Annotated in this window: 32 protein-coding genes and 1 tRNA gene; 17 read left to right on the top strand and 16 right to left on the bottom strand. The window is 68.8% G+C overall.

Going from position 1 to position 26,698, the window contains the following annotated elements:
- Positions 1–158: 158 nt before the first annotated feature.
- Positions 159–599, top strand: coding sequence for a MucR family transcriptional regulator (locus FV229_RS13100; protein WP_348644181.1), 441 nt, complete (start codon positions 159–161; stop codon positions 597–599).
- Positions 600–764: 165 nt separating this feature from the next.
- On the opposite strand, the gene FV229_RS13105 is transcribed toward FV229_RS13100, so the two are convergent.
- The 3 genes from FV229_RS13105 to FV229_RS13115 all read right to left on the bottom strand — a co-directional run bounded on the left by FV229_RS13105 (position 765) and on the right by FV229_RS13115 (position 2,298).
- Positions 765–1,088, bottom strand: a complete 324-nt coding sequence (locus FV229_RS13105) for a hypothetical protein (protein WP_147752410.1) — start codon at positions 1,086–1,088, stop codon at positions 765–767.
- 182 nt (positions 1,089–1,270) lie between these two features.
- Positions 1,271–1,810, bottom strand: a complete 540-nt coding sequence (locus FV229_RS13110) for a hypothetical protein (protein WP_147752411.1) — start codon at positions 1,808–1,810, stop codon at positions 1,271–1,273.
- Complete coding sequence (locus FV229_RS13115; RefSeq protein WP_147752412.1) at positions 1,810–2,298, bottom strand: hypothetical protein; 489 nt, start codon at positions 2,296–2,298, stop codon at positions 1,810–1,812. The genes FV229_RS13110 and FV229_RS13115 overlap by 1 nt, the downstream gene beginning before the upstream one ends.
- A 360-nt stretch (positions 2,299–2,658) precedes the next feature.
- Between FV229_RS13115 and FV229_RS13120 the strand changes: the two genes are divergently transcribed.
- Positions 2,659–2,856, top strand: coding sequence for a hypothetical protein (locus tag FV229_RS13120; protein ID WP_147752413.1), 198 nt, complete (start codon positions 2,659–2,661; stop codon positions 2,854–2,856).
- Between the two features lie 143 nt (positions 2,857–2,999).
- The gene (locus tag FV229_RS13125) at positions 3,000–4,280 is read left to right on the top strand and encodes a nucleotide disphospho-sugar-binding domain-containing protein (RefSeq protein ID WP_348644182.1); all 1,281 of its coding nucleotides are present in this window, start codon (positions 3,000–3,002) and stop codon (positions 4,278–4,280) included.
- Between the two features lie 69 nt (positions 4,281–4,349).
- On the opposite strand, the gene FV229_RS13130 is transcribed toward FV229_RS13125, so the two are convergent.
- From FV229_RS13130 to FV229_RS13160, 7 genes are all read right to left on the bottom strand, one after another.
- Entirely contained in the window at positions 4,350–4,559 is a 210-nt protein-coding gene (locus tag FV229_RS13130) for a hypothetical protein (RefSeq protein WP_147752415.1), read from the bottom strand.
- A 68-nt stretch (positions 4,560–4,627) separates the two neighbouring features.
- Positions 4,628–4,990: a hypothetical protein gene (locus tag FV229_RS13135; RefSeq protein ID WP_147752416.1), complete on the bottom strand. Its 363-nt coding sequence runs from the start codon at positions 4,988–4,990 to the stop codon at positions 4,628–4,630.
- Between the two features lie 120 nt (positions 4,991–5,110).
- Complete coding sequence (locus FV229_RS13140; protein WP_147752417.1) at positions 5,111–5,323, bottom strand: TOBE domain-containing protein; 213 nt, start codon at positions 5,321–5,323, stop codon at positions 5,111–5,113.
- Complete coding sequence (locus tag FV229_RS13145) at positions 5,320–5,604, bottom strand: hypothetical protein (protein WP_187275138.1); 285 nt, start codon at positions 5,602–5,604, stop codon at positions 5,320–5,322. The genes FV229_RS13140 and FV229_RS13145 overlap by 4 nt, the downstream gene beginning before the upstream one ends.
- Entirely contained in the window at positions 5,601–5,789 is a 189-nt protein-coding gene (locus FV229_RS13150) for a hypothetical protein (RefSeq protein ID WP_147752418.1), read from the bottom strand. The genes FV229_RS13145 and FV229_RS13150 overlap by 4 nt, the downstream gene beginning before the upstream one ends.
- 254 nt (positions 5,790–6,043) lie before the next feature.
- Positions 6,044–6,301 carry a hypothetical protein gene (locus FV229_RS13155; RefSeq protein ID WP_147752419.1) on the bottom strand — a complete coding sequence of 86 codons (258 nt, stop codon included), beginning with the start codon at positions 6,299–6,301 and terminating at the stop codon, positions 6,044–6,046.
- A 44-nt stretch (positions 6,302–6,345) separates the two neighbouring features.
- The gene (locus FV229_RS13160) at positions 6,346–7,128 is read right to left on the bottom strand and encodes an FkbM family methyltransferase (RefSeq protein WP_246688179.1); all 783 of its coding nucleotides are present in this window, start codon (positions 7,126–7,128) and stop codon (positions 6,346–6,348) included.
- 505 nt (positions 7,129–7,633) lie between these two features.
- On the opposite strand from FV229_RS13160, the gene FV229_RS13170 reads away from it, so the two are divergent.
- Both FV229_RS13170 and FV229_RS13175 read left to right on the top strand, forming a co-directional pair.
- The gene (locus FV229_RS13170) at positions 7,634–8,029 is read left to right on the top strand and encodes a hypothetical protein (protein WP_147752421.1); all 396 of its coding nucleotides are present in this window, start codon (positions 7,634–7,636) and stop codon (positions 8,027–8,029) included.
- Positions 8,026–8,724 carry a hypothetical protein gene (locus FV229_RS13175; RefSeq protein ID WP_147752422.1) on the top strand — a complete coding sequence of 233 codons (699 nt, stop codon included), beginning with the start codon at positions 8,026–8,028 and terminating at the stop codon, positions 8,722–8,724. The genes FV229_RS13170 and FV229_RS13175 overlap by 4 nt, the downstream gene beginning before the upstream one ends.
- Before the next feature lie 366 nt (positions 8,725–9,090).
- Here FV229_RS13175 and FV229_RS13180 read toward each other — a convergent pair.
- A tRNA-Thr gene (locus tag FV229_RS13180) sits at positions 9,091–9,165 on the bottom strand.
- Between the two features lie 357 nt (positions 9,166–9,522).
- Between FV229_RS13180 and FV229_RS13185 the strand changes: the two genes are divergently transcribed.
- The 10 genes from FV229_RS13185 to FV229_RS13230 all read left to right on the top strand — a co-directional run bounded on the left by FV229_RS13185 (position 9,523) and on the right by FV229_RS13230 (position 20,754).
- Complete coding sequence (locus tag FV229_RS13185; protein WP_147752423.1) at positions 9,523–10,896, top strand: AarF/UbiB family protein; 1,374 nt, start codon at positions 9,523–9,525, stop codon at positions 10,894–10,896.
- A 217-nt stretch (positions 10,897–11,113) separates the two neighbouring features.
- Positions 11,114–11,407 (top strand): aa3-type cytochrome c oxidase subunit IV, encoded by a 294-nt coding sequence (locus FV229_RS13190; RefSeq protein WP_147752424.1) that lies wholly within the window; start codon positions 11,114–11,116, stop codon positions 11,405–11,407.
- A 157-nt stretch (positions 11,408–11,564) separates the two neighbouring features.
- Complete coding sequence (locus tag FV229_RS13195; RefSeq protein WP_147752425.1) at positions 11,565–12,818, top strand: Re/Si-specific NAD(P)(+) transhydrogenase subunit alpha; 1,254 nt, start codon at positions 11,565–11,567, stop codon at positions 12,816–12,818.
- A gap of 22 nt (positions 12,819–12,840) precedes the next feature.
- Positions 12,841–13,290, top strand: coding sequence for an NAD(P) transhydrogenase subunit alpha (locus FV229_RS13200; protein ID WP_147726547.1), 450 nt, complete (start codon positions 12,841–12,843; stop codon positions 13,288–13,290).
- Between the two features lie 3 nt (positions 13,291–13,293).
- A complete protein-coding gene (locus tag FV229_RS13205; protein WP_147752426.1) occupies positions 13,294–14,694 on the top strand; it encodes an NAD(P)(+) transhydrogenase (Re/Si-specific) subunit beta in 1,401 nt (466 codons plus the stop codon).
- 176 nt (positions 14,695–14,870) lie between these two features.
- Positions 14,871–16,499, top strand: a complete 1,629-nt coding sequence (locus FV229_RS13210; protein WP_147752427.1) for a GAF domain-containing protein — start codon at positions 14,871–14,873, stop codon at positions 16,497–16,499.
- A 47-nt stretch (positions 16,500–16,546) separates the two neighbouring features.
- Positions 16,547–18,382 (top strand): single-stranded-DNA-specific exonuclease RecJ, encoded by a 1,836-nt coding sequence (gene recJ / locus FV229_RS13215; RefSeq protein ID WP_147752428.1) that lies wholly within the window; start codon positions 16,547–16,549, stop codon positions 18,380–18,382.
- 62 nt (positions 18,383–18,444) lie between these two features.
- A complete protein-coding gene (locus tag FV229_RS13220) occupies positions 18,445–18,738 on the top strand; it encodes a hypothetical protein (RefSeq protein ID WP_147752429.1) in 294 nt (97 codons plus the stop codon).
- A 140-nt stretch (positions 18,739–18,878) separates the two neighbouring features.
- Positions 18,879–19,154 carry a hypothetical protein gene (locus FV229_RS13225; RefSeq protein ID WP_147752430.1) on the top strand — a complete coding sequence of 92 codons (276 nt, stop codon included), beginning with the start codon at positions 18,879–18,881 and terminating at the stop codon, positions 19,152–19,154.
- A gap of 439 nt (positions 19,155–19,593) precedes the next feature.
- The gene (locus FV229_RS13230; RefSeq protein ID WP_147752431.1) at positions 19,594–20,754 is read left to right on the top strand and encodes an acetyl-CoA C-acyltransferase; all 1,161 of its coding nucleotides are present in this window, start codon (positions 19,594–19,596) and stop codon (positions 20,752–20,754) included.
- 147 nt (positions 20,755–20,901) lie between these two features.
- Here the strand turns inward: FV229_RS13230 and msrA are convergent, their stop codons facing one another.
- Positions 20,902–21,558, bottom strand: coding sequence for a peptide-methionine (S)-S-oxide reductase MsrA (gene msrA / locus FV229_RS13235; RefSeq protein WP_147752437.1), 657 nt, complete (start codon positions 21,556–21,558; stop codon positions 20,902–20,904).
- A gap of 76 nt (positions 21,559–21,634) precedes the next feature.
- Entirely contained in the window at positions 21,635–21,955 is a 321-nt protein-coding gene (locus FV229_RS13240; RefSeq protein ID WP_147752432.1) for a PetM family of cytochrome b6f complex subunit 7, read from the bottom strand.
- Positions 21,956–22,088: 133 nt separating this feature from the next.
- On the opposite strand from FV229_RS13240, the gene FV229_RS13245 reads away from it, so the two are divergent.
- Positions 22,089–22,808, top strand: coding sequence for an HAD family hydrolase (locus FV229_RS13245; protein ID WP_246688180.1), 720 nt, complete (start codon positions 22,089–22,091; stop codon positions 22,806–22,808).
- Between the two features lie 380 nt (positions 22,809–23,188).
- Complete coding sequence (locus FV229_RS13250; protein ID WP_246688181.1) at positions 23,189–23,515, top strand: hypothetical protein; 327 nt, start codon at positions 23,189–23,191, stop codon at positions 23,513–23,515.
- Positions 23,516–23,831: 316 nt separating this feature from the next.
- Here FV229_RS13250 and FV229_RS13255 read toward each other — a convergent pair whose 3' ends face one another.
- The 3 genes from FV229_RS13255 to argH all read right to left on the bottom strand — a co-directional run bounded on the left by FV229_RS13255 (position 23,832) and on the right by argH (position 26,441).
- Complete coding sequence (locus FV229_RS13255) at positions 23,832–24,527, bottom strand: invasion associated locus b family protein (RefSeq protein ID WP_147752433.1); 696 nt, start codon at positions 24,525–24,527, stop codon at positions 23,832–23,834.
- 142 nt (positions 24,528–24,669) lie between these two features.
- A complete protein-coding gene (locus FV229_RS13260) occupies positions 24,670–24,954 on the bottom strand; it encodes a hypothetical protein (RefSeq protein WP_147752434.1) in 285 nt (94 codons plus the stop codon).
- Between the two features lie 95 nt (positions 24,955–25,049).
- Positions 25,050–26,441 (bottom strand): argininosuccinate lyase, encoded by a 1,392-nt coding sequence (argH, locus tag FV229_RS13265; RefSeq protein WP_147752435.1) that lies wholly within the window; start codon positions 26,439–26,441, stop codon positions 25,050–25,052.
- Positions 26,442–26,698: the final 257 nt, after the last annotated feature.

A 26,698-nucleotide genomic window follows, 5' to 3' on the forward strand; every position in this document is an offset into this window, starting at 1 on the left:
CCGCTGCGGGCGAGGCCGACATCCGCACCGTGGTCGATACCGCCCGCCTCACAGGCAGCACCTCCTTCGGCACCATCCTCAAAACCGTTGGCGCCTGAACCCAGCGGTCACAGGGGTGGGTAATTACCAACAACGTGCCGGTGTCAGAGCTGCGGAACGTGATCGCCAGCGTGCACTCGGCTCTGACCGGCCTTGGCAAGGAAGCGGCCGCCGAGCCTGCCGTACCCGAGAAGGCGACCGCCGCGCAGATCAAAAAGTCGATTGCGCCAGACGCGTTGATCTCTTTCATCGACGGCAAGGCCTACAAGACGCTGAAGCGCCACCTAACCAAGAATGGCCTGACGATGGAGGGCTACCGGGCACGCTATGGCTTGTCAGCTGACTACCCATCGACCGCAGCGAGCTACTCCGCCAAGCGCTCCGAACTGGCACGCTCGCTCGGCCTCGGACAATTGCGCAAGGCAGCTCCGGTGGCTGCTGAAGCTGACGAGACGGTCTCCGAGACGCCCAAGCCCCGCGGGCGGCCGCGCAAGGCCGTAGAAGCCGCCGAGGCAGCCCCGAAGGCTCGCGGCCGGAAGAAGGTCGCCGAGACGGCCTGAGGCCGCTCCGCGCCTCGATCTGGGACGCTCCGGCACCGTCCAGTGCCATGCGAGCTTAACCGCCTCGCGGCATCCTGTGCCCGGGCCAAGTACTGCGTATCAGCCTTGCTGGTGAGATCCGGGGTTCCCCCGCCGCGTGAGCAGATCGCGGCGGGGCCGAACCGTCTACTCCGCCTTGCGGTGCCCGCGGCCGTGCTGCTCCTTGCCGGCGCCCGCGGCGGCCGCAGCCTCCTTCTCGGCCTTCCCGACGGTTGCCGAGCTCGTGGCGCCGTCGCTCGTCGCACCAGCCGGCGCGTTCGACGCCGCGGACTTCGGCTGACCCTTGCCCTCGGTTGGCGCCTCTGCCTTTCCGCCTTCCAGAACCTCGGGGTGGCCAGCGCCCGCCTTGGCGCTCCCGGCCTCTTGGACCTCGGCAGCCTTCTGGTCCTTCGCGCTCATCGAGCTGTGGTTCTGACCGTCGCCGGACTGACCCTTGGCTGGGTTCGACATTCGTGACCTCTCCTATCGTGGTCACGCGGCAACTGCTCGCATCGAGCGTAGTTCAGGCGAAGCAGCTGCGTGCGACGAAAGGCCGATCGGCCTCAGCCTTCTCCAACGGTCTAAGGATCGTCGCACTCCTGGATTTCAGAAAAGGCTGCGCGTGTGAAAATCAAGTTGCAGCTACAGCGATGCTAGGCAAGGCTAACGACGATATCGCCCAGCTCGTCTTTAAGGCAGGCGTGGACGCGCCGCAGCCATAGCTGGGCTTCCGCTTCGCTGGCTCTCGCCTCTTCAGCTTGATTCTCTGCAAGTTTAGCTCTTGCCTCAGACAAACGCGCGATTTCATCGGCTTTGTTTGCTCTCGCAATAGCTGCGGCTGCGGCCGTTTCAGCAGCTTGCGCGCGCCGCTCGGCATCCTCGGTCTGCTTGACGCTCCGTTGGATGATCGACTGCGAGCGCAGCGAGACTTCCTGAGCAAAATCGCGTGCTCTGCGAACACGCGTCCCAACATCTCGGATCAGGTCGAGGGCGGCAGGCCAATCCACCACCGTCGGCTCGCCGGGTGTCTCCTGCAGAACCGGCAGACTGGGCTCGGAGAAAAGGGGCACGACCTTCTCGCCTGATTTAACGTCAGCCGCCCATTTGGAGCTGCTGCGCCAAGCCTCGCTAGGTTCGGAAGCATCTCCGTCCTGGCGCGCATTGACGGCACGGCGCTGAGTGTTAGTCGACATCAGGCCGTCCGCTTCGCAGTGGCTTCGACCCTGAACTCGTTCGCGATGGTGTCGTAGACGCGCGACAGCCACTCTTCCGCAATGCGCGCCCGCTCCTCCGCCGCCTTCACACGCTCGTCGGCGGCATTGAGCAACACGTCGGCACGGCTCTGGATGTCGGCCGTTCGTGCTTCGGCATCGCGAACCCGTTCAGCAGCGAGCTTGAGATCCTCACGAGCCCGTTCCAGCAGCTCGTGGACCCGCTGCTCCTGTTCCTGCGCCTGCGCCTCGACCTCGCGCGCGTGGGTCGCCGCATGCCGAACGCGGTCGATCAACAGCGACCAGTCCTGAGGCGATGAACGTCGCGTCGGCGGCAAGCCGCCACCGATGTCATCGAGGCGGCCGATCAGTCGCACCACATTCGCGAGCTCCGCGTCGGAGCTTGATTTGCTGACGGGCGCGTCCAGCGGCGAGAGGCTCTCCCAAGAGTACTTCTTTGCCGCGTCCATAGGGTCTACCCGCCATCCGCTCCGGCCTAGAAACCTTTGGCCGAGAAGATTAACAAATTGGTTGTAATAGTTAACTAATTGTTAACGAGAGCGGTTATGCTGATTTCTAGGGTGACCTCGGGCTTATAGAGCTGAATGTGCTAGTTGGACTTCCTTTGCCCAGCCATTGCACCTAGTGGCGATCGTTACGCGACGGACGGCCCCGTCGAGCGCTTCGACCCCACGATGTAGCAGTTCGACGCGCTCCGGCACCTGTCAGACTCGTGCCGGCACCAGCGCCGCCCGGGGTCGCCATCCGCGCGGAAATACGAGACCGTGCGCTAGGCGCGCCTCATCCTGCCGCCTTTGAAAAAGCAGATCGTGCCGACGCCGATCCAGCGCGGCCTGAACGTCGAGGCATGGACGGCATCCGGCTCGATCGAATGGCATCTCGCGACGGTGTGGAGCTTTGAGCTCGGTCGACTGGTGCTCGACGCGGCGGCTACGCTCTACCTTGACCAGGAGATCACGCTGCGTCAGGCCTGCCGGGTCATCGCAAAGCGCGAGAAGCCAGGGTAAGGCCCAGCGCTTTAAGGCATGTTAAGGAAGAAACGCCGTTCGACGCCTAAGGCTCGCCGTATGCATCCGATATCAATTTTTGCTGCAAGTACCTTCGTGCTCATTAGTACGTCTTCACTCCCTGCGATGTGAGCGAACTAAAGGTGTTGCCATCTACTTACACGCGTGTTCAGATACTCGCGATCGGCACCCATGGCGACGTTCTTCCCATGGTGGCGATCGGTTTCGAACTCGCGCGGCGCGGCCACGCGGTGACGCTCGCTGCGCCCGAACCGTTCGCAGGTTTGGCAGCGCGAGCGGGTCTCGTATTCCATCCGCTCTGCACGCAAGCCGAGTACGATCGACTGATCGGCACACGGGGGCTCTGGCGCCCTTGGCGCGGTGCGCAGATCATGTTGAAGGCGGTCGCCGCGCTGGCTGAACCGGCCTATCGCTGGATTGCATCCGAGCAGGCAACAGGCGGAGGTGTGGTCGTCACCTCTACTCTGGGTCTTGGCGCTCGTGTGGCGCAGGACAAGCTCGTATTGCCCGTCGTGATGGTCCACGTGACGCCGTTCCTGATGGAAAGCCGTTACGCGCCGCCACGCCTGCCGGGCCTGCCATTGCCGCCCATGCTGCCGGCCAGGTTCCGCCATTGGATTGGCCGGGGGGCTGACCGCTACGTGATTGATCCCGCGGCATTGCCCAGCCTGAATGCGTTCCGGGCTACCCTCAACTTGCCACCAGTACGGCGCCTGCGCCACTGGTGGAACCTCGCGCCGACCCTGATCCTGATGTTTCCCCGATGGTACGCGCCACCGCAGCTGGACTGGCCGGCTCACGCCCTTCAGGTCGGCTTTCCGGTGGCCGATCAGTTTGGAGATGCGCCGGAGCTTTCCGAGGATCTGATCGCCTTTCTGCGATCCGGCTCAGTACCGCTGGTGTTCACCTACGGCTCGGGGATGCGGCGCGGGCGCCCATTCTTCAAGACAGCGCGGGAGATCTGCGATCGCATGGGCTGCCGCGGCATCCTTCTGGCTCCTCAATCGGGTCAAGTCCCGCCCGATCTGCCGCCTCACATCATCCACGTCTCCTACGCCCCCTTGGCTGCTCTGCTGCTTCATGCTGCCGCGCTGATCCATCATGGTGGGATCGGCACGGTTGCGCAGGGGCTAGCAGCTGGGATCCCGCAGCTCGTGGTCCCCATGGCGTTCGATCATTTCGAGGAAGCGCGGCGCCTGACGGAGCTTGGCGTTGGCGCAAGCCTATCGCGGCGACGTTTCACCCCAGCACGGGGTGCTCACATGCTTGATCGTCTCCTCACCAGCTTCAGCGTTTCCGAGGCGTGCAGCTCGCTTCGCGGGAAGAGTGCGGCAGACGACGGTGTCCGCGATGCCTGCGATGCGATTGAGCGGGCAGGCGTGCTTCAAAGCGGTTCGCACTAAGACAAGTCGGCGAACGACGCCGACATGCGATAGTCGAACGATGCCGAAGGGCAGCCGAGCCAGCGGCTCTCAGTCGAGGCGTTTCCGGTATCGGTTGCCAGTTGCGTCGGTCAGGATAATCGAGGCGGTCGTCGCGGGATCGGCTGCGATGGCGGTCGGGACGTTGACGGCATCGGCGCGACGCATCGAGTGCGCCTGATCCATCGCAACGACGCCAAGCGCCGCCACGGTGATCGCGGACCACAGTCCGGCTACGGCGACGGTGGTGATCTTCGGCACGCATGAACCCTTACGTTGGATCGTAGCATGCCGGTGATCGGTTAATCAGGCCAATCCGCGGCAGACGTTCAGTCCAAAAAGACGCGGATGCCGTCGGTGTTAAGGAGCTCGCGCTGATCGGCACACCAGCGCTCGGCACCGATCTCAGCGATCTCCTTGGACAAGCGCTGGCCCTCTTCCTTGATCGCCGTCTGGGCCTGCCGATGGCCAATGGCCTTGTCGAGCGTCGGACGGACGGTTCGCAGCAGACCCTCCGACACCGTGTCGTCGATCGTGTAGGCCTTCCGGCAATAGAGCGTGATGCCGGCCTGCGCGCCGACGATGCGCACCAGCCCCTGGATCATCTCGGCCTGCTCCTCCTCCTTCGACGGAGCAGCGAGACAGGTTTGGGTACCAAGCATCAAGGCGAGGGCGACGAGGGTGCGTTTCATGGGGGTACCCCTGGCCGACCACGCTCCATCAGCGCCGCAGCAACGCTTGAACAACCGGGGGCGACGCCCGGCTCCATCGAGAGCTTGGCGCAAAAGCCGTAGGATCGCCGCACCCGCCTTCTACGGTTTCACCAGCAGTACGTTCACTGCCTTCGCGAGCACGCGGACGGTGTCGCCTTCGGTTAGGCCCAGCTCGTCCAAAGAGTCGACCGTCATCACCGAGGACATGTGGTAGCCTGTGCCAACCAGTTCGACGTCGACCTGAGCCATTACATCACCGCGCTTGATCGAAATGAATGTGGCCGGGATGTCGTTGCGGGCGTTATGATTCATTTTAGACCGCCCCTCGTTTTCTGGTGCTCGGTATCTCCACCCAAGCGCGCCGCCCCGTCCACTTCGACCCGCTTCGCAATCTCCATCACCACACGCTCTACCGAGGGCGGCCAGGGCACGGCGTTGTCTTCCAACATCTGCGCCGCCCTGACGAGCATGTGGAAATGCTCGGGCGGGATCGAAGTCCCCTCATCATGCTGTTCAAGGATGCGATCAGCGATCGCCGCTGCCAGCCCGGACACTTCAACCATCCTGTCGGGCTGATCGCCGGGAGCAGTCATTTCAGGCTGCTCTTCGCCTTCTGATGCTCGGCATCTCTCGCCAACCGCGCGGCTTTCTGCCGGACCAGGTTGGTCTCAGCCACGTTCGTTGGCGGCTCCTCGCCGGGCATAGGGATGGGCGCGCTCTGCCGCTTAGCGAAAGCGGCTTCCGCTTGCTTCCACTCTTTGCTCTGATGTTCGGACACCGGGTGTTCCCTGAAATTAAATAAACCAGATCCTTCCGTGCTTGTCCGGATCACCGCTTGTGATTGGCTCGGATCTGGAGGGCCATAAGCGTGACGAATGCACGACCCCGGACCCGAAGACCATCATGAGCGCATTGTCGAAGCCGTTCGAGATGAGCACGGTGATCAACACGTAGGCCACGAGGAAGCCGCCGACCCCCATCGCGAGCCGTTCAAGGTTCACTCCCGTGCGCCCTTCACCGCCACGTGCTCGATCAGTGCGTCACCGGCTGCTCAACGAACGACCGGATGCCTCGCTCAGCTACCTCTTGTTCGAAAGCGTCGTAGGCGTCCTGATCGTCCGCAAAAGTACCCTCCCAGGCAGTATGGCCGCCCTCGTGGTCGACGATTTCCAGGGTCCATTCATCGTCAGTACCGGCAAACCGGTAAATGTGAACATCGACCGTGATGCCGTCGCGGGTGACGCTTCCGCTGAGTGGAGAGGACTTAATCTTTAGTTCAGGAGCGGCCATGGTCCATCTCCGTCGTGTTGCGCTTCACTCGCATGCCGGCAGGGCTACCGCAGGCTGAACGCATCCGTCCATTCGACTTTGCGTTCGCTCGGAACAAGGAAGAAGTCCCAGGTGGCAAAATCTACGACTGCGTTCCAGACCGTTTCATCCTCAACGAGGTTGCCGAACAGGTCGGCACAGACATAGCTGTGTGCTGCCGCGAAATCGAACAGACTCCGGCGTTCGTGGCCGTAAAACCCGTATCCCGCCCAGCCGTACTCGACGCTGACGATGGGCCGGTGGCGGGCGAGAACGGCCGTTGCCCCGGAGAGTGCATCGATCTCGGCTCCCTCGATGTCCATCTTGATAAAAGCGAGCCGATCAAGGTGCGCCAGGGTGTTGTCTAGCGTCTCAACCGCGACGCGGATCGACTTCGTTGGCATGTCCGGACGGCTGAAAAAGTGTGCCCGCAGACCGCTTTCGGCGAGTGAGTCCGCGACGACAAAGTCTGTTTCGCCCCTCTCTCGCGATACAGCGGCCTCGCGGATGTGGATGCGAGGTGTTGCTTTGAAGCGCTTCCGAAGAGCGGCCGCTAGGTGCGGAATCGGCTCGAAGGCGTAGACGGCGCCGTCCTCACCGACCAAATGTGCAATCTGCCCCAGATGCTCGCCGGCATGGGCCCCGAGATCGACCGCTACATCACCTGGCTTGATGAACCGGCGATAGCCCTCCATTAGGACCATCTCATAGTTGATTGTCTGACCGGTGATTTGAACAAGCTTGATTGCGTTGGCCGCCGCGATGGCTGGATGCATAGAGGGTTTCTCTTCCACTTCAGCCTTTGTCATCGAGCCAATTACGCCTCGCCTAATTAGAACGACCGCTACCACATCATCTCGCCAATCGCCTGTGTCAGTTCGCGCCTTCAGGGTCCTCGCGATGCCGTACGTACCCCTGGCCCGTAAGCCAGTCCGTCAGAGCATGTCGGATCGCCTCTGGACGTGAGGGTTTAGGCTCGGGCTGGTCTGCGATCCAGGCGTCGAGAGTTGCGACCTGCTCAGGCTGCACCCGAACTTGGATCTGCATGCCTTTTTGCTTCCCGCGGGTCCGCCCCTTAGTCATGTGGTACCATAGTTGACGCGCCTGACGCTCAGTGGTACCACATAGGCAGGCCGGAAGGAAGATTGAGCCCTTCCATCCGGCCCTGACCACAAGCGTCCTCTGGAGACGATCATGGCTAACCGCGCCCATAGCACACGCACGCCCTTATTACCCCAGGCTGGCGCTCAGTCGGCCTTATTACCCCGCGGGGCCGGCAGGCAGCCTGGCCCCGTCACGCTCGCCCTCCACGCCATGCGGACGACCAATCCTGATCAAGCCGCACACGACGCGATCGAGGCGATCCGCCGGGGCTTGGGTCGCCATTTCTCCGATGCCGACCGTCAACGGCTTAAGGCACTCCGTCGGCGCGTCGCTGACCGCATCGAGCGGGACCTCGCCTTATTAGATGTCCTTGGCGGCGACACGGATCGCGAGGATGGCGCCGATGCTGAGCCGTGGCTGGGGTCGATCGATGCGACCTCGCACAACGACCGCATGAACCACCTCCGCTGGAGCGCCGGCGGCGTCGATGATCTTGAGATGGGCGACGACAACGGTATCGCGGACAGTGGAGGGGAGGCCGAGCAAGCCTGCCGCCATATCGCGCTCGGCGGCGACTGCAGCGTCTCATGGAGGCGGTGCGCATGAGCCCTGCCGCAAACCGCCGCGGCTTCCTACGAGGATTTGCCGCATTCTCGGCCGGCAGTGTCGCTTCGGGCGCCGTGGTTGCGCTCGAACGACCGCCTAATCCTGACGTAGAGCTGCTTCGGCTCGGCGTCGAACTGACGGCCGCCACGAGCGCCTACGACGAGGCTGCAGCGGCTCTCGCGCGCTGCAAGGAGGCTTGGGAGACGGTACGGCCCGAGGTCCCTCCGGAGCTCAACGTCCCCGCTTTCCGAGGTTGGGTCGATACCGAGTGGCCTCCCGCATTCAGCGGGCGACCTTGTAATAAGCACGTCCAGAACCGCGTTCGCATTCCGAGCCGCTACGATCTCGACCGCTTGGTCAAGGTGACGGACGGTCGAACCGTACGAGGCAAGTACCTCCGACGGCTGAAGCCCATCTCGGACGCCTATCATGCGGCGCACGATGCTGCCTGGGTGAAGGTAGGCCAAGAGGAGATCGAGACGGCGGCGTTCCGCCAGGGCCGCATCGTGATCGACCTCGGCTTCAAGGTCATGGCGATCGATGCAGTGACCATGGAAGGCTTAGCCCTCAAAGGGCGCGCGGGACTCGCGATGCACCGGGTCTGGGCAGACGACGGCGGCATGAGGATCGAGAACAGCTATCGGCTGCTTCTGACCAATCTCGCTAGCCTCGATCAGCGGGAGGGCGGTCTATGAGCCCGCACCCCCTCGTCGTCCGCGGTTCCCTACAGGCTGCCGTCGCTGCCCTGCTGCTGTCGAAACTCGCCATGAAAGCGGGACGGTTCGAGGACTGGCTATGGCGCCAAGCTGCGAACCGGATGCGGCACGCTCAGGCTCTCGCCGATCTGGCGACCGGACGGTGATGCCCGGCGCGGCCGCTTGAGCGGTCGAGTTGATGGACAACTTGTCCAAAAACTCATCCGAGCCTGGCCGGGCCTCATGCCCCTCAGAGCCTCGTCTCGCCTAACGGCGAAATCGCACCCCCGTTACCCGCAGTGTTACCCCGAGTTGCCGAGGTGACCTCTGGAGGTATGCAAAATGCCCGTAAGTCATTGTAAGATATGGTGCCGGTGGAGAGGATCGAACTCCCGACCTTCGGTTTACAAAACCGCTGCACTACCGCTGTGCTACACCGGCGGACCCGTTTCGACGCCGCGGCGGGACGAAGCTGCGCCGCGGTGCTGATCGACGCGTCTTAGACGATGGTTGCGCGGGGTTCGTCAAGGCGCGGGACGCGGGCGCGCTCGTCGCCGCGACCCAGGGACCCAGCGCCCTGGCGGCAGGCGGCGAAGGGCTTATCTCACCAGCTGACGGTGCGCACGCGCCCGGGCGTCGCGATCTGCGATGCGTTCGGGCGAGGCGGTCCCGTCGGCGCTCCCCGAGGGCCCGGTATCCGGTCCGCCGCGGGCGGGCGCGTCGAAACGAGACCCGGAGCGCCCGGCCCACGCGGGTCGGATCGGGCTTCGCGGTCGGGGAGAGGTGCGAACCCAGCCGATGTCAGAGACCGATCCGGAAGCCAACCGCTTCTCCGCCCGCGCCAGCCGCTACGCCCGCGTCGGCGCCAACGTCGGCGGGGTCGCCGCGCGGATGGCCGGCGCCCGCTTGTTCGGCAAGGAGGGCACCACCAACGCGGCGGCTTTGGCGCAGGCGCTCGGCGGCCTGAAAGGCCCGATCATGAAGGTGGCGCAGCTGCTCGCCACCGTGCCCGACCTGCTCCCGCCCGAATACGCGGTGGAGCTGCAGAAGCTCCAGGCCGACGCGCCGCCGATGGGCGCCGCCTTCGTCAAGCGCCGGATGCAGGCCGAGCTCGGGGTCGGCTGGCAGGCGCGGTTCGAGAGCTTCGACCTGAAGCCCGCCGCCGCCGCCTCCCTCGGCCAGGTCCACCGCGCCACGGCGCTCGACGGCACGGCGCTCGCCTGCAAGCTCCAGTACCCGGACATGCAGTCGGCGGTGGAGGCCGACCTGAAGCAGCTCGAGGTCGCCTTCGCCCTGCACCGGCGGATGAACTCCTGGCTCGACACCCGCGAGATCGCCAAGGAGATCGGCGCCCGGGTCCGCGAGGAGCTGGACTACGCCCGCGAGGCCAAGCACGGCGCCCTCTACGGCACCGTCCTCAAGGACATCGCGGCGGTGCGCGTGCCGGCGATCCACGCGGATCTGTCGACCAGGCGCCTGCTGACGCTGGGCTGGCTCGACGGCGAGCGCATCCTCAACTTCACGGAATCCCCCGTCGAGATCCGAAACCGCATCGCGCAGGCGATGTTCAAGGCGTGGTGGCACCCGTTCAGCCGCGCCGCGGTGATCCACGGCGACCCGCACCTGGGCAACTACACGGTGTTCTCCGAGGGCGAAGGGGCAGAGCGGGAGCCGCAGGGCATCAACCTGCTCGACTACGGCTGCGTGCGGATCTTCCATCCGCGCTTCGTCGGCGGCGTGGTCGACCTCTACCGCGGCCTGCTCACCCAGGACATGGCGCGGATCGTCCACGCCTACGAGGTCTGGGGCTTCAAGGACCTCGACAAGGAGAAGATCGAGATCCTTAACATCTGGGCGCGCTTCATCTACGGGCCGCTGCTCGAGGATCGCACCCGCACCGTCGCCGACGGGGTGAAGCCCGGCGAGTACGGCAGGCGCCAAGCCTTCGAGGTGCACCAGGCCCTGAAGGCGAAGGGGCCAGTGACCGTGCCGCAGGAATTCGTGTTCATGGACCGGGCCGCGGTCGGCCTCGGAGCCGTGTTCCTGCACCTCAAGTCCGAGCTCAACTATCACCGCCTGTTCGAGGCGGAGATCGAGCGCTTCAGCCTCGACGCTCTCGCCGAGCGGCAGGCGGAGGCGCTCGGCGCGGTCGGGCTGGCGCTGCCGGCCTGAGGGTTCGCGAATCGGGGGCCTCGGCGGATCGCGAGATAACGCGTCCCTCGCCGGCTCACGATCGCGTGTCCGGGGGATCTTTTGTGCGCAAGTGAATTGAGGGCCAAGCAAAGCCGTGCGATGCCCGATCCCGCCGGTTGCGGCCGATTGCGGCAGCAATAAGCTTGGGCTAAACCCGCTCCCACCGAGAAGTGGTAGCGTCGAGGACGAGCGCACGATGGCCGATACGAAGGGCGTTTCCGGTGGGGCCTACAGCCCCGCGATGGACGCGAAGACGCACGAGCAGACCTATCGGGGATTCGTCCGCTTCGTCGAGATCGCCAGCGGCGTGGTGATCTGCTGGGTGCTCGCCCTGGCGGTCGGCGGCATCCGCGAGGCCTGGCTCACCGCGATCCTCGGCGTCGTCCTCTCGAGCGCGGCAGGCGCCCTCGGCGCCTTCGCGCCGAACATCGGCTGGCGTGCGCCTTGCGTGGTCGCCGTGCTCATGGCCCTCTACCTTGCCTTCGCCTGAGGCCTGACGTCTCGGAAAGGATCGGGGCGGTCCGCGCCCCAGAATTCGGGGCCGCCGCTTACAATCGTCACGCTTCCGTCAGTTCGTCTTACCAACTCGCCTCGAAAAGCCGTTCCATATCGCGCATTCGGGAGCGGTCAATCGAGGGAAGTCCTGAATGCGCATCGCTGTCCTGTCGGAGACCGATTCCGCGGAACCGCGGGTCGCGGCGGTGCCCGAGACGGTCAAGAAGTTCCTGGCGCTCGGCGCCGACGTGACCGTCCAGTCGGGCGCCGGGCTGAAGGCCGGCATGCCGGATTCCGAGTACGAGGCGGTCGGGGCTTCGGTCGTAGGCTCGGCCGAAGAGGCCGCCCGCGACGCCGACCTGATCCTCAAGGTCCGCCGCCCCGGCGCCGACGAGCTCAAGCTCCTCAAGCGGGGCGCCGTGGTCGTCGCGATCATGGACCCCTACGGCCACGAGGCCGAGCTGCAGGCGATGGCCGAGGCGGGCGTCGACGGCTTCGCCATGGAGCTGATGCCCCGCATCACCCGCGCGCAGGTGATGGACGTGCTTTCGAGCCAGGCCAACCTCGCCGGCTACCGCGCCGTGATCGACGGCGCCTCCGAGTACGGCCGCGCCATGCCGATGATGATGACGGCGGCCGGCACCGTGCCTGCCGCCCGCGTGTTCGTGATGGGCGTCGGCGTCGCCGGCCTGCAGGCCATCGCCACCGCCCGCCGCATGGGCGCGGTCGTCACCGCCACCGACGTGCGCCCGGCCACCAAGGAGCAGGTCGAGTCGCTCGGCGCCAAGTTCGTCGCCGTCGAGGACGACGAGTTCAAGCAGGCCGAGACCAAGGGCGGCTACGCCAAGGAGATGTCGGCCGAGTACCAGAAGAAGCAGGCCGACCTCGTCGCGACCCACATCGCCAAGCAGGACATCGTCATCACCACGGCGCTGATCCCCGGCCGCCCCGCGCCCAAGCTGGTCTCTGCGGCGATGGTCGCCTCGATGAAGCCCGGCTCGGTGCTCGTGGACCTCGCGGTGGAGCGCGGCGGCAACGTCGAGGGCGCCAAGCCCGGCGAGGTCGTCGTCAACGACCGCGGCGTGAAGATCGTCGGCCACCTCAACGTCGCCGGCCGGCTCGCGGCCAGCGCCTCGGCGCTCTATGCGCGCAACCTCTACGCCTTCGTCGAGACCCTGGTCGACAAGGAGTCGAAGGCGCTGGCGATCAAGTGGGACGACGAGCTCGTCAAGGCCACCAACCTGACCCACGACGGCGCCGTGGTGCACCCGTCCTTCCAGCCGAAGGCCGACGCGGCGGTCGCCGACCGCCCGAAGGACTCGCCGCAATCCGAGCAGGCCTCGGTCGGGCTGTCGAAGACCGGGGTGTCGGCGTCACCCAGCACACAGGCAACGGGCGCGGCGTAGGCCGGTCGCGAGGAGCATAACGATGGCCAACATCCCCCCCGATCAGGCGGTCGACCAGACCCGCGTCCTCGCCGACACCGCGCGCTCGGCCGCGGCCGCCGCGCGCAACGCCGCCGACCAGGCCCAGGCGATCGCCGACGGCGTCGGCCACGGCCTCAGCGCCGTGACCCACGGCGCCGTCGACGCCACCGTGTTCCAGCTCGCGATCTTCGTGCTCGCGATCTTCGTCGGCTACTACGTGGTGTGGTCGGTGACCCCGGCGCTGCACACCCCGCTGATGTCGGTCACCAACGCGATCTCGTCCGTCATCATCGTCGGCGCGATCCTCGCCGCCGGCGTGCCGCTGATCGAGAAGGGCACCGGCTGGGCCCGCGCCTTCGGGTTCATCGGCATCGTGCTGGCCAGCGTGAACATCTTCGGCGGCTTCCTGGTCACCCAGCGCATGCTCGCCATGTACAAGAAGAAGGCCTGAGACATGTCCCAGAACGTCTCCGCCCTTCTCTACATCGTCTCGGGCGTCCTGTTCATCATGGCGCTGCGGGGGCTTTCGCACCCGACGACGTCGCGGCAGGGCAACCTCTACGGCATGGTCGGCATGGCGCTGGCCGTACTCACCACCCTGGTCGGCCATCCGCCGTCCGGCGCGGGCGCCTGGCTCCTCGTCTTCCTCGGGCTCGCCATCGGCGGCGGCGCGGGTGCGGTCATCGCCAAGCGCGTGCCGATGACGGCGATGCCGCAGCTCGTCGCCGCCTTCCACTCGCTCGTCGGCCTCGCCGCGGTGGCGGGTGCGGCCGCGACGCTCTACGCGCCGCAGGCCGTGGGCATCCTCGAGAACGGCCACATCCACAAGGAGTCGCTGTTCGAGATGGCGCTCGGCGCGGCGATCGGCGCGATCACCTTCACCGGTTCGGTCATCGCCTTCGCCAAGCTCGACGGCCGGATGTCCGGCAAGCCGATCATGCTGCCGAGCCGGCACCTCATCAACATCGGCCTCGCGGTGGCGCTGGTCGTGCTGATCGCGGTGTTCATCGGCGGCGAGAGCAAGGTCGTCTTCTGGCTGATCGTGCTGCTGTCCTTCGCCCTCGGCGGCCTGCTCATCATCCCGATCGGCGGCGCGGACATGCCCGTCGTCGTCTCGATGCTGAACTCCTACTCGGGCTGGGCCGCCGCCGGCATCGGCTTCACGCTGGGCAACCTCGCGCTGATCATCACCGGCGCGCTGGTCGGCTCGTCGGGCGCGATCCTGTCCTACATCATGTGCCACGCGATGAACCGATCGTTCATCTCGGTCATCCTCGGCGGCTTCGGCGGCGACGCCGCGGCGGGTGCCGGCGGCGGCGAGGTCGAGACCCGGCCGGTCAAGCAGGGCTCGGCGGACGACGCGGCCTACATCATGAAGAACGCCGAGCGGGTCATCATCGTGCCGGGCTACGGCATGGCGGTGGCGCAGGCGCAGCATTCGCTCCGCGAGATGGCCGACCTGCTCAAGAAGGAGGGCGTCGACGTGAAGTACGCCATCCACCCCGTCGCCGGCCGCATGCCCGGCCACATGAACGTGCTGCTCGCCGAAGCCAACGTGCCCTACGACGAGGTGTTCGAGCTGGAGGACATCAACGGCGAGTTCCCGCAGGCCGACGTGGCCTTCGTGATCGGCGCCAACGACGTCACCAACCCGGCCGCCAAGACCGACAAGACCTCGCCGATCTACGGCATGCCGATCCTCGACGTGGAGCGGGCCAAGACCGTGCTGTTCATCAAGCGCGGCATGGGCTCGGGCTACGCCGGCGTCGAGAACGAGGTGTTCTTCCGCGACAACACGATGATGCTGTTCGGCGACGCCAAGAAGGTCGTCGACCAGATCCTCAAGAACCTCTGACCGGACGTCCTTCGATCCGGGATGCGGCGGACGGGGCGGGCAGCGATGCCCGCCCTTCTGCGTTCCGGGCGCTCCGGCTCGGGGTGCGCCCCGACGATGACTTGTGTCGAGCGGGGCCCTACAACCGCAACGCCGACCGCCGATCCGGTGCGACGGTTCTCCAACCCGGGGCTGGCATGTCGCCCGAGACCTCCGATCCCGAGCGCCTCGCCGAGTTGGAGGCGCTCGCCATCCTCGACACGGCCCCGGAGGAGGCCTTCGACGACGCGGTCCAGATCGCGCGCGCGCTCTGCGCCGCCCCCGTCGCCCTGGTGAGCCTCGTCGCCGCCGACCGGCAATGGTTCAAGGCCCGCGCCGGCTTCCTGTTCTGCGAGACCGAACTCAACGCCTCCATCTGCCGGCACGCGCTGGGCGAGCCGGACCTGCTCGTCATCCCCGACCTGACGCAGGACCCGCGCACCCGCGAGAACCCGCTCGTCACCGGCCCGCCGGGGATCCGGTTCTATGCCGGCGCGCCCCTGCGCACGTCGAGCGGCCGGGCGCTGGGCAGCCTCTGCGTCATCGACACCGTGCCCCGGCCCGGGGGCCTGAACGAGGATCAGGCGGACGCGCTTCGGCGGCTGGCCCGGCAGATCATGATCCTGATGCGCGAGCGGCGCCAGCTGGTCCGCCTGCAGGCCGAGGAGCGCCTGACCCGCGCCGCCTCGATCCGCCGGGCGGCCTTGATCGAGCTCGGCGACCACCTGCGCGACGTCACCTGCGTCGCCGCGATGACCGCCAAGGCCGCCGAGATCGTCGGCCGGACGCTCGATGCCAGCAGGGCCGGCTACGGCGAGATCGACGCGAGCGGGGTGCACGTCACGATCCTCCAGGACTGGACCGCGGCGGGGGTGGAAAGTCTCGCCGGCACGCACCGCTTCGCCGATTTCGGCCGCCTCGGCGCTTCGATCGAGCGCGGCGACGCCCTCGTCGTCGGCGCGGTCGCAGAGGACCCGCGGACCGCGCCGTTCGCAGCGCCGTTCATGGCGCAGGCCATCGGCGCCATGCTCGACGTGCCGGTGCGCGAGCGCGGGCGCACGGTCGGGCTGTTCTTCGTCCACGCCGCCGCGCCGCGCGACTGGCTGCCGGAGGAGGTCGCCTTCGCCCGCAACGTCGCGGACCGGGTCCAGGTCGGGATCGGCCGCCTGCGGGCCGAGGAGCAGCAGGCGGTGCTCAACCGCGAGCTGAGCCACCGGATGAAGAACACCCTGGCGATGGTGCAGGCCATCGCCATGCAGACCATGCGCAACGCCACCGACCTGGAGGCGGCCCGCGACGCCCTCGCCAACCGGCTGATCGCGCTGGGCAAGGCGCACGACATCCTGCTCGACGGCACCCGCGAGAGTGCGAGCCTCGAAAAGGTCGTCCAAGGCGCGCTGACGATTCACGACGACGCGCAGGCGGGCCGCCTGCGGCTGTTCGGCCCGCACGTTCAGGTCGGCTCCAAGGCCGCGCTGTCGCTGTCGCTGATGATCCACGAGCTCGCGACGAACGCCGCCAAGTACGGCGCGCTGTCGACGCCCGCGGGCTTCATCGTGGTGGATTGGTCGATCGATGCCGCCGGTCGCGAGCCGACGGTCCGGCTGCGCTGGGCCGAGAGCGGCGGGCCGCCGGTCGCGACGCCGACGCGGCTCGGGTTCGGCAGCCGCCTGATCGAGCGGGGCTTGGCCGGGGCGATCGGCGGCGAGGTCCGGCTGACCTACCCGCCGGACGGCGTGCTCTGCGAGTTGGCCGTGCCGCTCTCCGGGATGGAAGCCGACGAGTAGCGACCGCGACCCACATGCGGGCCGGGATTTGGCCGCCGTTGCGGTCTATGGTGGCCCCCGTGTCAGCCCTTCCTCACCTCTCGGCCCAGCCCGAGGCGCCCCGCGCCTTCCTCGGCGTCACCCGGTCCGTCCTCGGGCGGCCGTGGCGGGAACGCTGCGCCGACCCGGCGGCGCAGGCCTACGCCGCGACCATGGTCCAGGCCCACGGCTTGCCGGAGCTGCTCGCCCGCGTGCTCGCCGGGCGCGGCGTCCGGCCGGACGGGTCGGAGGCCTACCTGCGCCCGCGCCTGCGCGACCTGATGCCGGACCCCGCCTGCCTCGTCGACATGGGGCCGGCGACCGAGCGCCTCGCGCGGGCGGTGCGCCGGGGCGAGAGCGTCGCGGTGTTCGGCGACTACGACGTCGACGGCGCCGCGAGCGCGGCCCTGCTGGCGGGATACCTGCGCCGGCTCGGCGTGCCGACCCGCATCCACATCCCCGACCGGATCACCGAGGGCTACGGACCGAACGCGGCCGCGATCGCCGCGCTCGCCGGCGAGGGGGCGACGCTCCTCGTCTGCGTCGATTGCGGCACCAGCGGGCATGGTCCTCTGGCGGAAGCGGCCCGGCTCGGCCTCGACGTGATCGTCCTCGACCATCACGGCGCCCCCGAGCTGCTGCCGCCGGTCTGCGCCCTGGTGAACCCGAACCGCCTCGACGACCTTTCCGGTCTCGGCCACCTCTGCGCCGCGGGCGTCGTGTTCCTCACCCTGGTGGCCCTCGCCCGCACGCTTCGGGCGGAGGGGTATTTCGGGTCCCATCCCGAGCCGCCGCTCACCGATGCCCTCGACCTCGTGGCTTTGGCCACCGTCGCCGACGTGGTGCCGCTGACGGGCCTCAACCGCGCCTTCGTGGTCCAGGGGCTGACCGTGATGCGCGCTCGCGGCCGCCATGGGCTCGCCGCGCTCCTCGATGCCGCCGCCCTCGACGGGCCGCCGGAGGCGTGGCACCTCGGCTACCTGCTCGGCCCCCGCATCAACGCCGGGGGGCGCATCGGCGATGCGGGCCTGGGCGCGCGCCTGCTCACCACCGACGACCCGGCCGAAGCCGCCCGCATCGCGGTGGAGCTCGACCGCCTGAACCGCGAACGCCAAGCGATCGAGGCTCAGGCGGTGGCGGAAGCCGAAGCGGAGATGGACCACGCCCTCGCCCTCGACCCCGATCGCCCGGTGCTGGTCGCAGGCAGCGCGGAGTGGCATCCGGGCATCGTCGGGCTGATCGCGGCGCGCCTCAAGGAGCGCTTCGGCCGACCGGCCTTCGCCTTCGCCCTCCGGCCGGACGGGTCGGCCACCGGCTCGGGCCGCTCGATCGCCGGCGCCGACCTCGGCCACGCGGTCCGCGCCGCCGTCGAAGCCGGCCTGGCGACGAAGGGCGGTGGCCACGCCATGGCCGCGGGCGTGACGCTGGCCGGCCCCGACCTGACGCGCTTTGCCGCCTTCCTCGCCGCGGACCTGGCGGAGGCCGTGGCCGAGGCGCGGGCGGTCGAGGCGTTGCTGCTCGACGGCACGGTCAGCGCCGGCGGCGCTACCGCCGAGACCGTCCGCCTGATCCAGCGCGCTGGCCCGTTCGGTCAGGGCGCGCCGGAGCCGGTCTTCGCCCTGCCGCGCCACCGCATCGTCGACGCCGGCCTCGTCGGCCACGGCCATGTTCGCGCGCGCCTGCGCAGCCGCGACGGCCAAGCGGTCGGCGCGATCAGCTTCCGGAGCGCGCAAGGCCCGCTCGGACAGGCGATCCTCGCGGGAATCGGCTCCGAGTTCCACGTCGCCGGCACGCTGGCCTGCGACCGCTGGCGCGGGGCCGAGCGGGCGCAGGTCCGCATCTGCGATCTCAGCCCCGCGATCTGAGCCTCGCCGCTCTCGCGACATCGTTAACGCGGCGTGCAGGCGCCGCGCCGTAAGCTTTCCGCATGCGCTTCCTCCTCTCCGCCATCCTCCTCCTCGCCGCGGCGCCGGCCTGCGCCGGCGGGGCCGAGGAGTTCTTCCTCGGCCGCCCGCCCTCGGTCGGCGTGGTGCAGGGCGGCGCCTTCGGCGTCGGCGGCGCGGACTACCTCGACGAGTCGCGCGGCCGCCGCCCGGTCTCGGCCCCGCGCCCCGTGCGGACCGCCCACCGCGTGGTCCACGCCCACCGCGTGGTCCACGCCCAGCGCGTGCGCCCGGTGGACCCGACCGCGATCGTCGCGCGGCCCTACTTCAAGCCGTGAGGCACCTGAGCGTTTTAATCCGCCCTGCCGCGTGCGGTGCGTCACGCCGCCGGAGGAATGGGCAAGCTATATAAGCTTCATGCAAGACGAATCGACGCCGAACCGGCGGACAGTCTTGCAAGAAGGAGCCTTATATCCACATGAAGACCCGTTCCGTTGCCGTCGTTGCTGTTCTGATACTCGGCGTTGCTGTGCCCGCCTCGTCCGCGATGGCGTTCCGCTCTGAGGCGCCCGCCGCCCGCGTCGCCCCGCCCTCGCCCTACGACGACCTGACCACCGGCTCGCTCGGGTTCGACGCCGTGCCGGCGCCCCGCACCGGCTGGTGCGCCCCGAGTTCGGCGAGCGAAGGCAACGCCAACCAGCAGACCCGCCCGGTGATGCAGTACGGCCAGACCAGCGGCGGACCCCGCTGCTGAGCGCGAAGCGGAACGGAATCACGTCCATGAAGCTGTTCAGCTACGCGATGATCGGCGCCTTCGTCTGCGGCCTCGTCCTCACCGCCGTCGGCTCCGTCAACGTCCTGATGTCCCTCTGACGCCGATGTCGGTGGGGGGCCGTTTCCACGCGGCGCGCGACCGGGTGTGACGCGCGATCTCCCTCCCTTGCAGAGGGGGGAGGGCATCGCAGGTGGCGATTTTCTCTTCGACCCCCACTGGTAGCACCGGGAGGACGGCGGCGAGCCGATCGTCACTGGTGTCGACTCGCCTCTCGCGTGCTGCGTAAATACGGTGGTCCGCGCCAGAGCAAGGTCGGGTGCTTCGTCCGAACACCCCGGGGCGGCACATCCAGGCTGGACATCTCCCAGGCGCCGGATTGGAATGTCCCCCTGTCCAAGCGATGCCACGGGAGCCGAGGATGTCCGATCCGATCGTGATCGCCGGGGCGGCGCGCACGCCGATGGGGGCGTTCCAGGGTGAGCTCGCCCGAGTCGCGGCTCCGGAGCTCGGCGCGGCGGCGATCCGCGCGGCGGTGGCGCGAGCCGGGCTCTCCGGCGACGGCGTATCCGAGGTGGTGATGGGCTGCGTCCTGCCAGCCGGCCTCGGCCAGGCGCCGGCGCGGCAGGCGGCGCTCGGCGCGGGCCTGTCCGACGCGACACCCTGCGCCACCCTGAACAAGGTCTGCGGCTCGGGCATGAAGGCGCTGATGCTCGGCCACGACATGATCGCGGCGGGCTCGGCCGAGACCGTGGTCGCGGGCGGCATGGAGTCGATGTCGAACGCGCCCTACCTCCTCGACAAGGCGCGGGCCGGTCAGCGCCTCGGCCACGGGCGCATGCTCGACCACATGTTCCTCGACGGGCTTGAGGACGCCTACGACCGCGGCCGGCTGATGGGCACCTTCGCTGAGGACACTGCGCAGCACTACCAGTTCACCCGGGAGGCGCAGGACGCCTACGCCCTCGAGTCGCTGGCCCGCGCCAAGCGCGCGACGGCCGACGGGGCCTTCGCCGACGAGATCGTCGCCGTCGGCGAGGCCACGAGCGACGAGGGCCCGCGCAAGGCCCGGCCCGAGAAGATCCCGACCCTGAAGCCCGCCTTCCGCCCCGACGGCACCGTGACGGCGGCCAACGCCTCGTCGATCTCCGACGGCGCGGCGGCCCTGGTGCTGATGCGCCGGTCGCAGGCCGAGCGCGGCGGCGTCACGCCCCTCGGGATCGTGCGCGGCCACGCAAGCCACGCGGCCGCCCCGGCCTGGTTCTCGACCGCGCCGATCGGCGCCATCCGCAAGCTCCTGGACAAGGTCGGCTGGCAGGCCGGCGAGGTCGATCTCTACGAGATCAACGAGGCCTTCGCCGTGGTGGCGATGGCCGCGATGCGCGACCTCGACCTGGCGCCCGACCGCGTCAACGTCCACGGCGGCGCCTGCGCGCTCGGCCACCCGATCGGCGCCTCGGGCGCCCGCATCGTCGTCACGCTGCTCGCCGCGCTCGCCCGCACCGGCGGACGGCGGGGGATCGCCGCGCTCTGCATCGGCGGCGGCGAGGCGACGGCGATCGCGTTGGAGCGGATGTCCTGAGGGTTGCACGGACGTTCGACGGGTGGAACGCATTTCCCCTCTCCCCGCAGGCGGGGCGAGGGGATGCGTGGTCTCGATCAGAGCCAGGCGTCGATGCGGACGGGTGCGGAACCCGGCGAACGGATCGCAGGCTGACGTTCCAAGCCTTCAGGCCGCCACGCCGGTCCCGATCGGGCAGGCCACGCCGGTTCCGCCCAGGCCGCAATAGCCCGCCGGGTTCTTGGCGAGGTACTGCTGGTGATAGCCTTCCGCGAAGTAGAAGGTCTGGCCGGAGACGATCTCGGTGGTGATGTCCGGGAAGCCCCGGGCCTTCAGCGCCGCGGCGTAGGCCGAGCGGACGGCCTTGGCCGTCGCCTCCTGCGCCGGATCGGTGAGATAGATGCCGGAACGGTACTGCGTGCCGACGTCGTTGCCCTGGCGGTAGCCCTGCGTCGGGTCGTGGCTCTCGAAGAAGGTCTTGAGCACGGCGTCCAGCGGCAGCACCATCGGGTCGAAGGCCACCAGCACGACCTCGTTGTGCCCGGTGCGGCCGGAGCACACCTCCTCGTAGGTCGGGTTCGGGGTGAAGCCGCCCTGGTAGCCCACCGCCGTGACGAACACGCCCTCGGGCAGCTGCCAGAACTTGCGCTCGGCGCCCCAGAAGCAGCCGAAGCCGAGGCCGATCGTCTCGATGCCCGGCGGATACGGGCCCTTCAGCGGGTTGCCGTTGACGAAGTGGGTCTCGGCGGTCGGCAGCGGATCGGGGCGGCCGGGCAGGGCGTCGGCCGGGCTCGGCATCTCGGCCTTCTTGCGGAACAGGTGCAGCATCGGGCGTCCTTCGGGCGGGGTCGGATGATGTCCTGATATGGGGTCGCCTGCCCGGTTCATGAAGCGGACGCCGTCAGGAGCGCGTGAGGAACCCGATCGGCTCGCGCGCCGGCTGGCCGAGCCAGAGCAGCACCGCGCCGAGGCCGAGGCCGAGCAGCGAGGCCGGCGCCAGCGTCAGCGGCAGCACCGCGAGGTTCCACAGCCACGGGGCGACGCCCTCGACCGCGCCCTGGAGCGCGTTCGCCTTGTCCTTGAACAGGGTGAACAGCAGCTCGCTCAGAGGTGTGATCCGCAGGCCGTTGTTCGCGACCGAGCGCGCCCCGTCGTAGACCAGGGCGACGAAGCCGCCGGCCAGCAGCACGAAGCCGAGGAAGCGCAGGAGAAAACGGAACATCGCGGGGTCTCGGGAGCACGCTCGTCGGCCGGTCCTGAGGGGGTTACGAGCCCCGCCCGCGCCGCGCAAGCGGTTGCCGCGCCCGCGCCCGCCGTGCCACAGGGGCGATCCCGGCGACAGGAACCGACCTTCCGTGAGCATAAGCCTACAGGCCCCGGCGCCGGCCCTCGTGATCTTCGATTGCGACGGCGTTCTGGTCGACAGCGAGCCCCTGAGCCTCGCCTGCCTCACCGCCGGGCTCAACCGCATCGGCGTCGCCATCGACGTCGAGACCGTGCGGGCGCGCTTCGCCGGCACCTCCATGACCTCGATCATGGGCCACGTCGAACGCGACTACGGCGTGACGGCTCCCGAGGGCTTCGTCGCGGCGGTGAAGGCTGAGACCCTGGCGGTCTTCGACGCGGAGCTACAGGCCATGGCCGGGATCGCCGACGCCGTCGCGGCCCTGTCGCTGCCGACCTGCGTCGCCTCGAGCAGCGATCCCGTGCGGCTGCGCCACTCGCTCGGCCTCACCGGCCTGCTGCCGCTCTTCGAGGGGCGGATCTACTCGGCTGTCGAGGTCGCCCGCGGAAAGCCGTTCCCCGACCTGTTCCTGCACGCCGCCGCGCGGATGGGGTTCTCCCCCGACGCCTGCCTGGTCATCGAGGACAGTGTGCCCGGCGTCACCGCCGCGCGGGCCGCCGGGATGCGGGTGCTGGGCTTCGCCGGCGGCGGCCATTGGGGCCACGACCGCGACGGCGCCGACCTGCTGGCGGCCGGCGCCGCCCGGGTCTACCGCGACCACCGCGACCTCTCCGCGCTCCTGGCCGCGCTTCCGGCCGAGACCCTTGCTGCGACCTCCGCTCAGGCCTGAGGCAGGATCGGGCTGCCGGTGCGGGCGGCGACGCGCGTTTTTTGCCCGAAACCTTCGGAAAAACGGAAACGGCTTCCTTTGACGCGGAGGCCCGCAATGTCCATCTTAGTCAGGCAGGGCGATGCCAAGCATCGCCGGCCGCGGTGATTTGAAGAGCCTCGCTTGCGCCGCGTCATCAAACGCTAAAGCACTGCCGGACAGCGCCGTCCGGCGGTCCTTCATCGTCAGGAGGGCTTTTTTCGTGATCCGATACGCTTCGAAGTCCACTCTCCCCCTGCAGGGTGCGATGCCCCGCCGTCGCTGTCGCGGCTGACGCACGCGCCGACGGACGATCCGACCGCCCTGCAACGCCCGCCCACGACCGGCCCCGGGAGAATTCCATGCCTCAGCTTCATCCGGCCGCGCAGGCCGCGCCGCAGCACGATCTTTTCGCCGACCATTTGGCCCAACGCGCCCGCAACCGCCTGCACGCGGAGCCGCCGCCGACCCAGATCATCGAAGTTGGCGAGATCGCCGCCGGTATCGCCGTACCTGAGCCCGGCGGCGTGCGCTTCTTCTCCTCGGCCCGTGCCTTCGACGACCTCGACGGCACGGTCTTCCGCAGCACCGAGCAGGCAGCCCGCGCCGCCCGCGAGCGCTTCCGGGCCCGCACCACGCGGACGGCGGCGGGGTTAGGGCAGGGCGGCGGGAGGCTGGCCGCCGTCTAAGGGACCGGGTTTTTTCACCCCCGAAGACACGCGATCCTCGAGGTTGCCGCGCACTCCTCGCCCCGCTTGCGGGGAGAAGGCTTTGCCGACCTCGTCGTCGGTGAAGCGAGGCGGTAGCCGAAGGTGAGGGGGGCGACGGAGGAGGCTCGTCCGGCACCTCCCCCTCACCGCCGCCTCGGCTACGCCTCCGCTTCCTGCAGGCACGACGAGGTGCCTGCAGGCCTCTCCCCGCGTGCGGGCAGAGGGGGCGTCGCACCGAATGCGCAGAAATCAAACAGGCATTGAGGCACGGGCGCCGGCAAGCCGCGTCCCGCTCCTACTTGCACTCCTCGCGCGTGCGCTTCATCGCCTCGCCGAAGCCGGCCAGCGCGTACTCGTCGCTGGTCGGCTTGCCGCGCATCGAGACGGTCTTGACCAGGAGCTTGGGCACCCGGCCGCTCATCTCGGTGACGACGCGGGTTTCCTCGGAAGGGTTCTGCAGCCAGGCGTTGCCGTCCTTGACCACGAGCCCGTAGCGCGCGCTGCCCAGGGTGATCGCCGGGTCTGTGGGGGCGGCTGCCGCACCGGGCTTGGCCTGCGCCGCGGCGGGCTTGGAGGGGAAGCCCAGCATCACCGCGATCTCGTTCTGGACGTTCTCGCCCTTGCGCACGGTGACGAAGAGGTAGGCGGTGTCGCGCTTGAGGGTGGCGGGCGAGCGGGTCTGCGGCTGCGCGATCGCGTAGCACAGGCGGGTCCTGCCCTGGCCGCTGGCGAAGACGTTCCAATCGCCGAAGATCGCCACCGGCGTCGCCTGCTGCATGCCGGGCGGCGTCGGCGCAGCCTTGCCCGGCGTCGCCTTGGCCGTCCGATCACGGCCGCCGCGACGGCGGCGGCTCGGCGTGGCTGCCTCGGGGGCTTCGGCCTCCTGCGCGGAGGCGGAGGCGATCCCGAGGGTCCGGCCACCGCCGGCAGGCAGGAGGGCCGCCAGCGCGAGGGCGCCGAACGGAAGCAGGCAAAGGGCAAATCGCATCATCACGTCCCGGTCAGCGTGTCGGCGCGGCCCGCACGCCGAAGCCTCGGCCGGTGCGAAGCCGGCACCGGCCTCAGGAAGTCATGAAGCTTGGGCGACGGTTGGGCAAGATGGCGGCGACCTGCATGGCGGCGACCTGCCGCCGTCAGCCGGCGTGGATCTCGGTGGCGGCGTTCTGGGCCGCCATCGCCGCCACCGGCAGGGCCGGAACCTCGTCGAGGTCGATCCGCACCGGGGGGGGCGGCGCAGTCGGGGCAGGCGCGGGTTTGGGCTGCGGATCGTTGTAGGGCGTGTTGTAGCCCTTGCGCACGGCGGCCCAGTAGGCGTCGCGCGACAGGCCGGAGCCGACGAGCGCCGCATCGATCATCGCGGTGGCGGTGGCGGCGAGCGCCGGAGTCTCCTCCGGCTTCGTCCAACTCTCGACGGGCATGCTGCGGTCTCCGATGCGCTCGCGCCGGTGTAGCAGAGCTTACCTAGCTGGACCGTGAACGCACGAACCCGGCTTTCGGTTGCTCTGCACCATTTTCAGGCAACCGGCTCCGCGAGCCGTGCGAGCCAGCCCTCGGCCTGCGCGCGGACGTTGGCCGGCGCGGTGCCGCCGAAGCTGACCCGGCTCGCCACCGAGTTCTCGACGCCCAGCACCGCGTAGACGGCTTGCGTGATCCGCGGCTCGGCCTCCTGCATCTCGGGCAGCGACAGCGCCTCCAGCCCGACGCCCTTGCCCGAGGCGACGCCGACGAGGCGGCCGGTGACGTGGTGCGCCTGCCGGAACGGCAGGCCGAGCTCCCGCACCAGCCAGTCGGCGAGGTCCGTCGCGGTGCTGTAGCCGGAGCCGGCGGCGCGGGCGAGCACGCCCGCGTTCGGCTCGAGGTCGCGGACCATGCCGGTCATCGCGGCCAGGCACAGCGACAGCGCCTGCAGCGCGTCGAAGGTGCCTTCCTTGTCCTCCTGCATGTCCTTCGAATAGGCCAGCGGCAGGCCCTTCATCACGGTGAGCAAGCCCATCAGGGCGCCGACGATGCGCCCGCTCTTGGCCCGCACCAGCTCCGCCGCGTCGGGGTTGCGCTTCTGCGGCATGATCGACGAGCCGGTGGTATAGCCGTCCGACAGCCTGACGAAGTCGAACTGCGCCGAGGTCCACACCACCAGCTCCTCGGCGAAGCGCGACAGGTGGATCGCGCAGATCGAGGCGGCCGAGAGCGATTCCAGGGCGAAGTCGCGGTCGGCGACGGAGTCGAGCGAGTTCGCCGTCGGGCGGTCGAAGCCGAGCGCCGCGGCCGTGGCGTGCCGGTCGATCGGGAACGAGGTGCCGGCGAGGGCGGCGGCCCCCAGCGGGCACTCGTTGAGCCGGGCGCGCGCGTCCCGGAACCGGCCGCGGTCGCGCGCCAGCATCTCGACGTAGGCGAGGCAATGGTGCCCGAAGGTGACCGGCTGGGCCGATTGCAGGTGGGTGAAGCCCGGCATCACGGTGCCGGCGTGGGCCAGCGCCTTCTCGGCCAGCGCCTGCTGCAGCCCGGCGGCCTGCGCGTCGAGGTTGTCGAGGGTGTCGCGCACCCACAGCTTCATGTCGGTGGCGACCTGGTCGTTGCGCGAGCGCGCGGTGTGCAGGCGCCCGGCCGACGGGCCGACGATCTCGGTGAGCCGGCTCTCCACCGACATGTGGATGTCCTCGAGCTCGCGCCGGAACACGAAGCTGCCGGCCTCGATCTCGGACTGGACCGCCTTGAGTCCGTCTTGAATGGCCGCCACATCGTCGGCCGGCAGGATGCCTTGGGCGCCCAGCATCGCGACGTGCGCCAGCGAGCCGCGGATGTCCTGGGGCGCGAGGCGCTTGTCGAATCCGATGGAGGCGTTGATCTCCTCCATGATCTCGGCGGGGCCGCTCGCGAAGCGTCCGCCCCACATCCGGTTGCTCATGGTCTTCCCGATCCTTCCGCTCGCGCAAGAGCGTTTCGTGTGGTGGCATTTCCTTGACGCGAGCCGGCATCCACCGCGCTCGAAATGCTCTTAGGGACGCAACGATGATGCCTGGACGATTGATGGGCGCCGCGGTCGGCGCCGGCCTCGTCACCGCGTTGGCCGGCGGCCTCGCCCTATACGGGACCGGTGCGGGGCCGGGCAACGCCCCGGCGCCCTGCGCCGGCTCGGCCGCCGCCGTGGCGCGGGTCGACGCC

Source organism: Methylobacterium sp. WL120 (assembly GCF_008039465.1).
GTDB classification, from domain to species: domain Bacteria; phylum Pseudomonadota; class Alphaproteobacteria; order Rhizobiales; family Beijerinckiaceae; genus Methylobacterium; species Methylobacterium cerastii.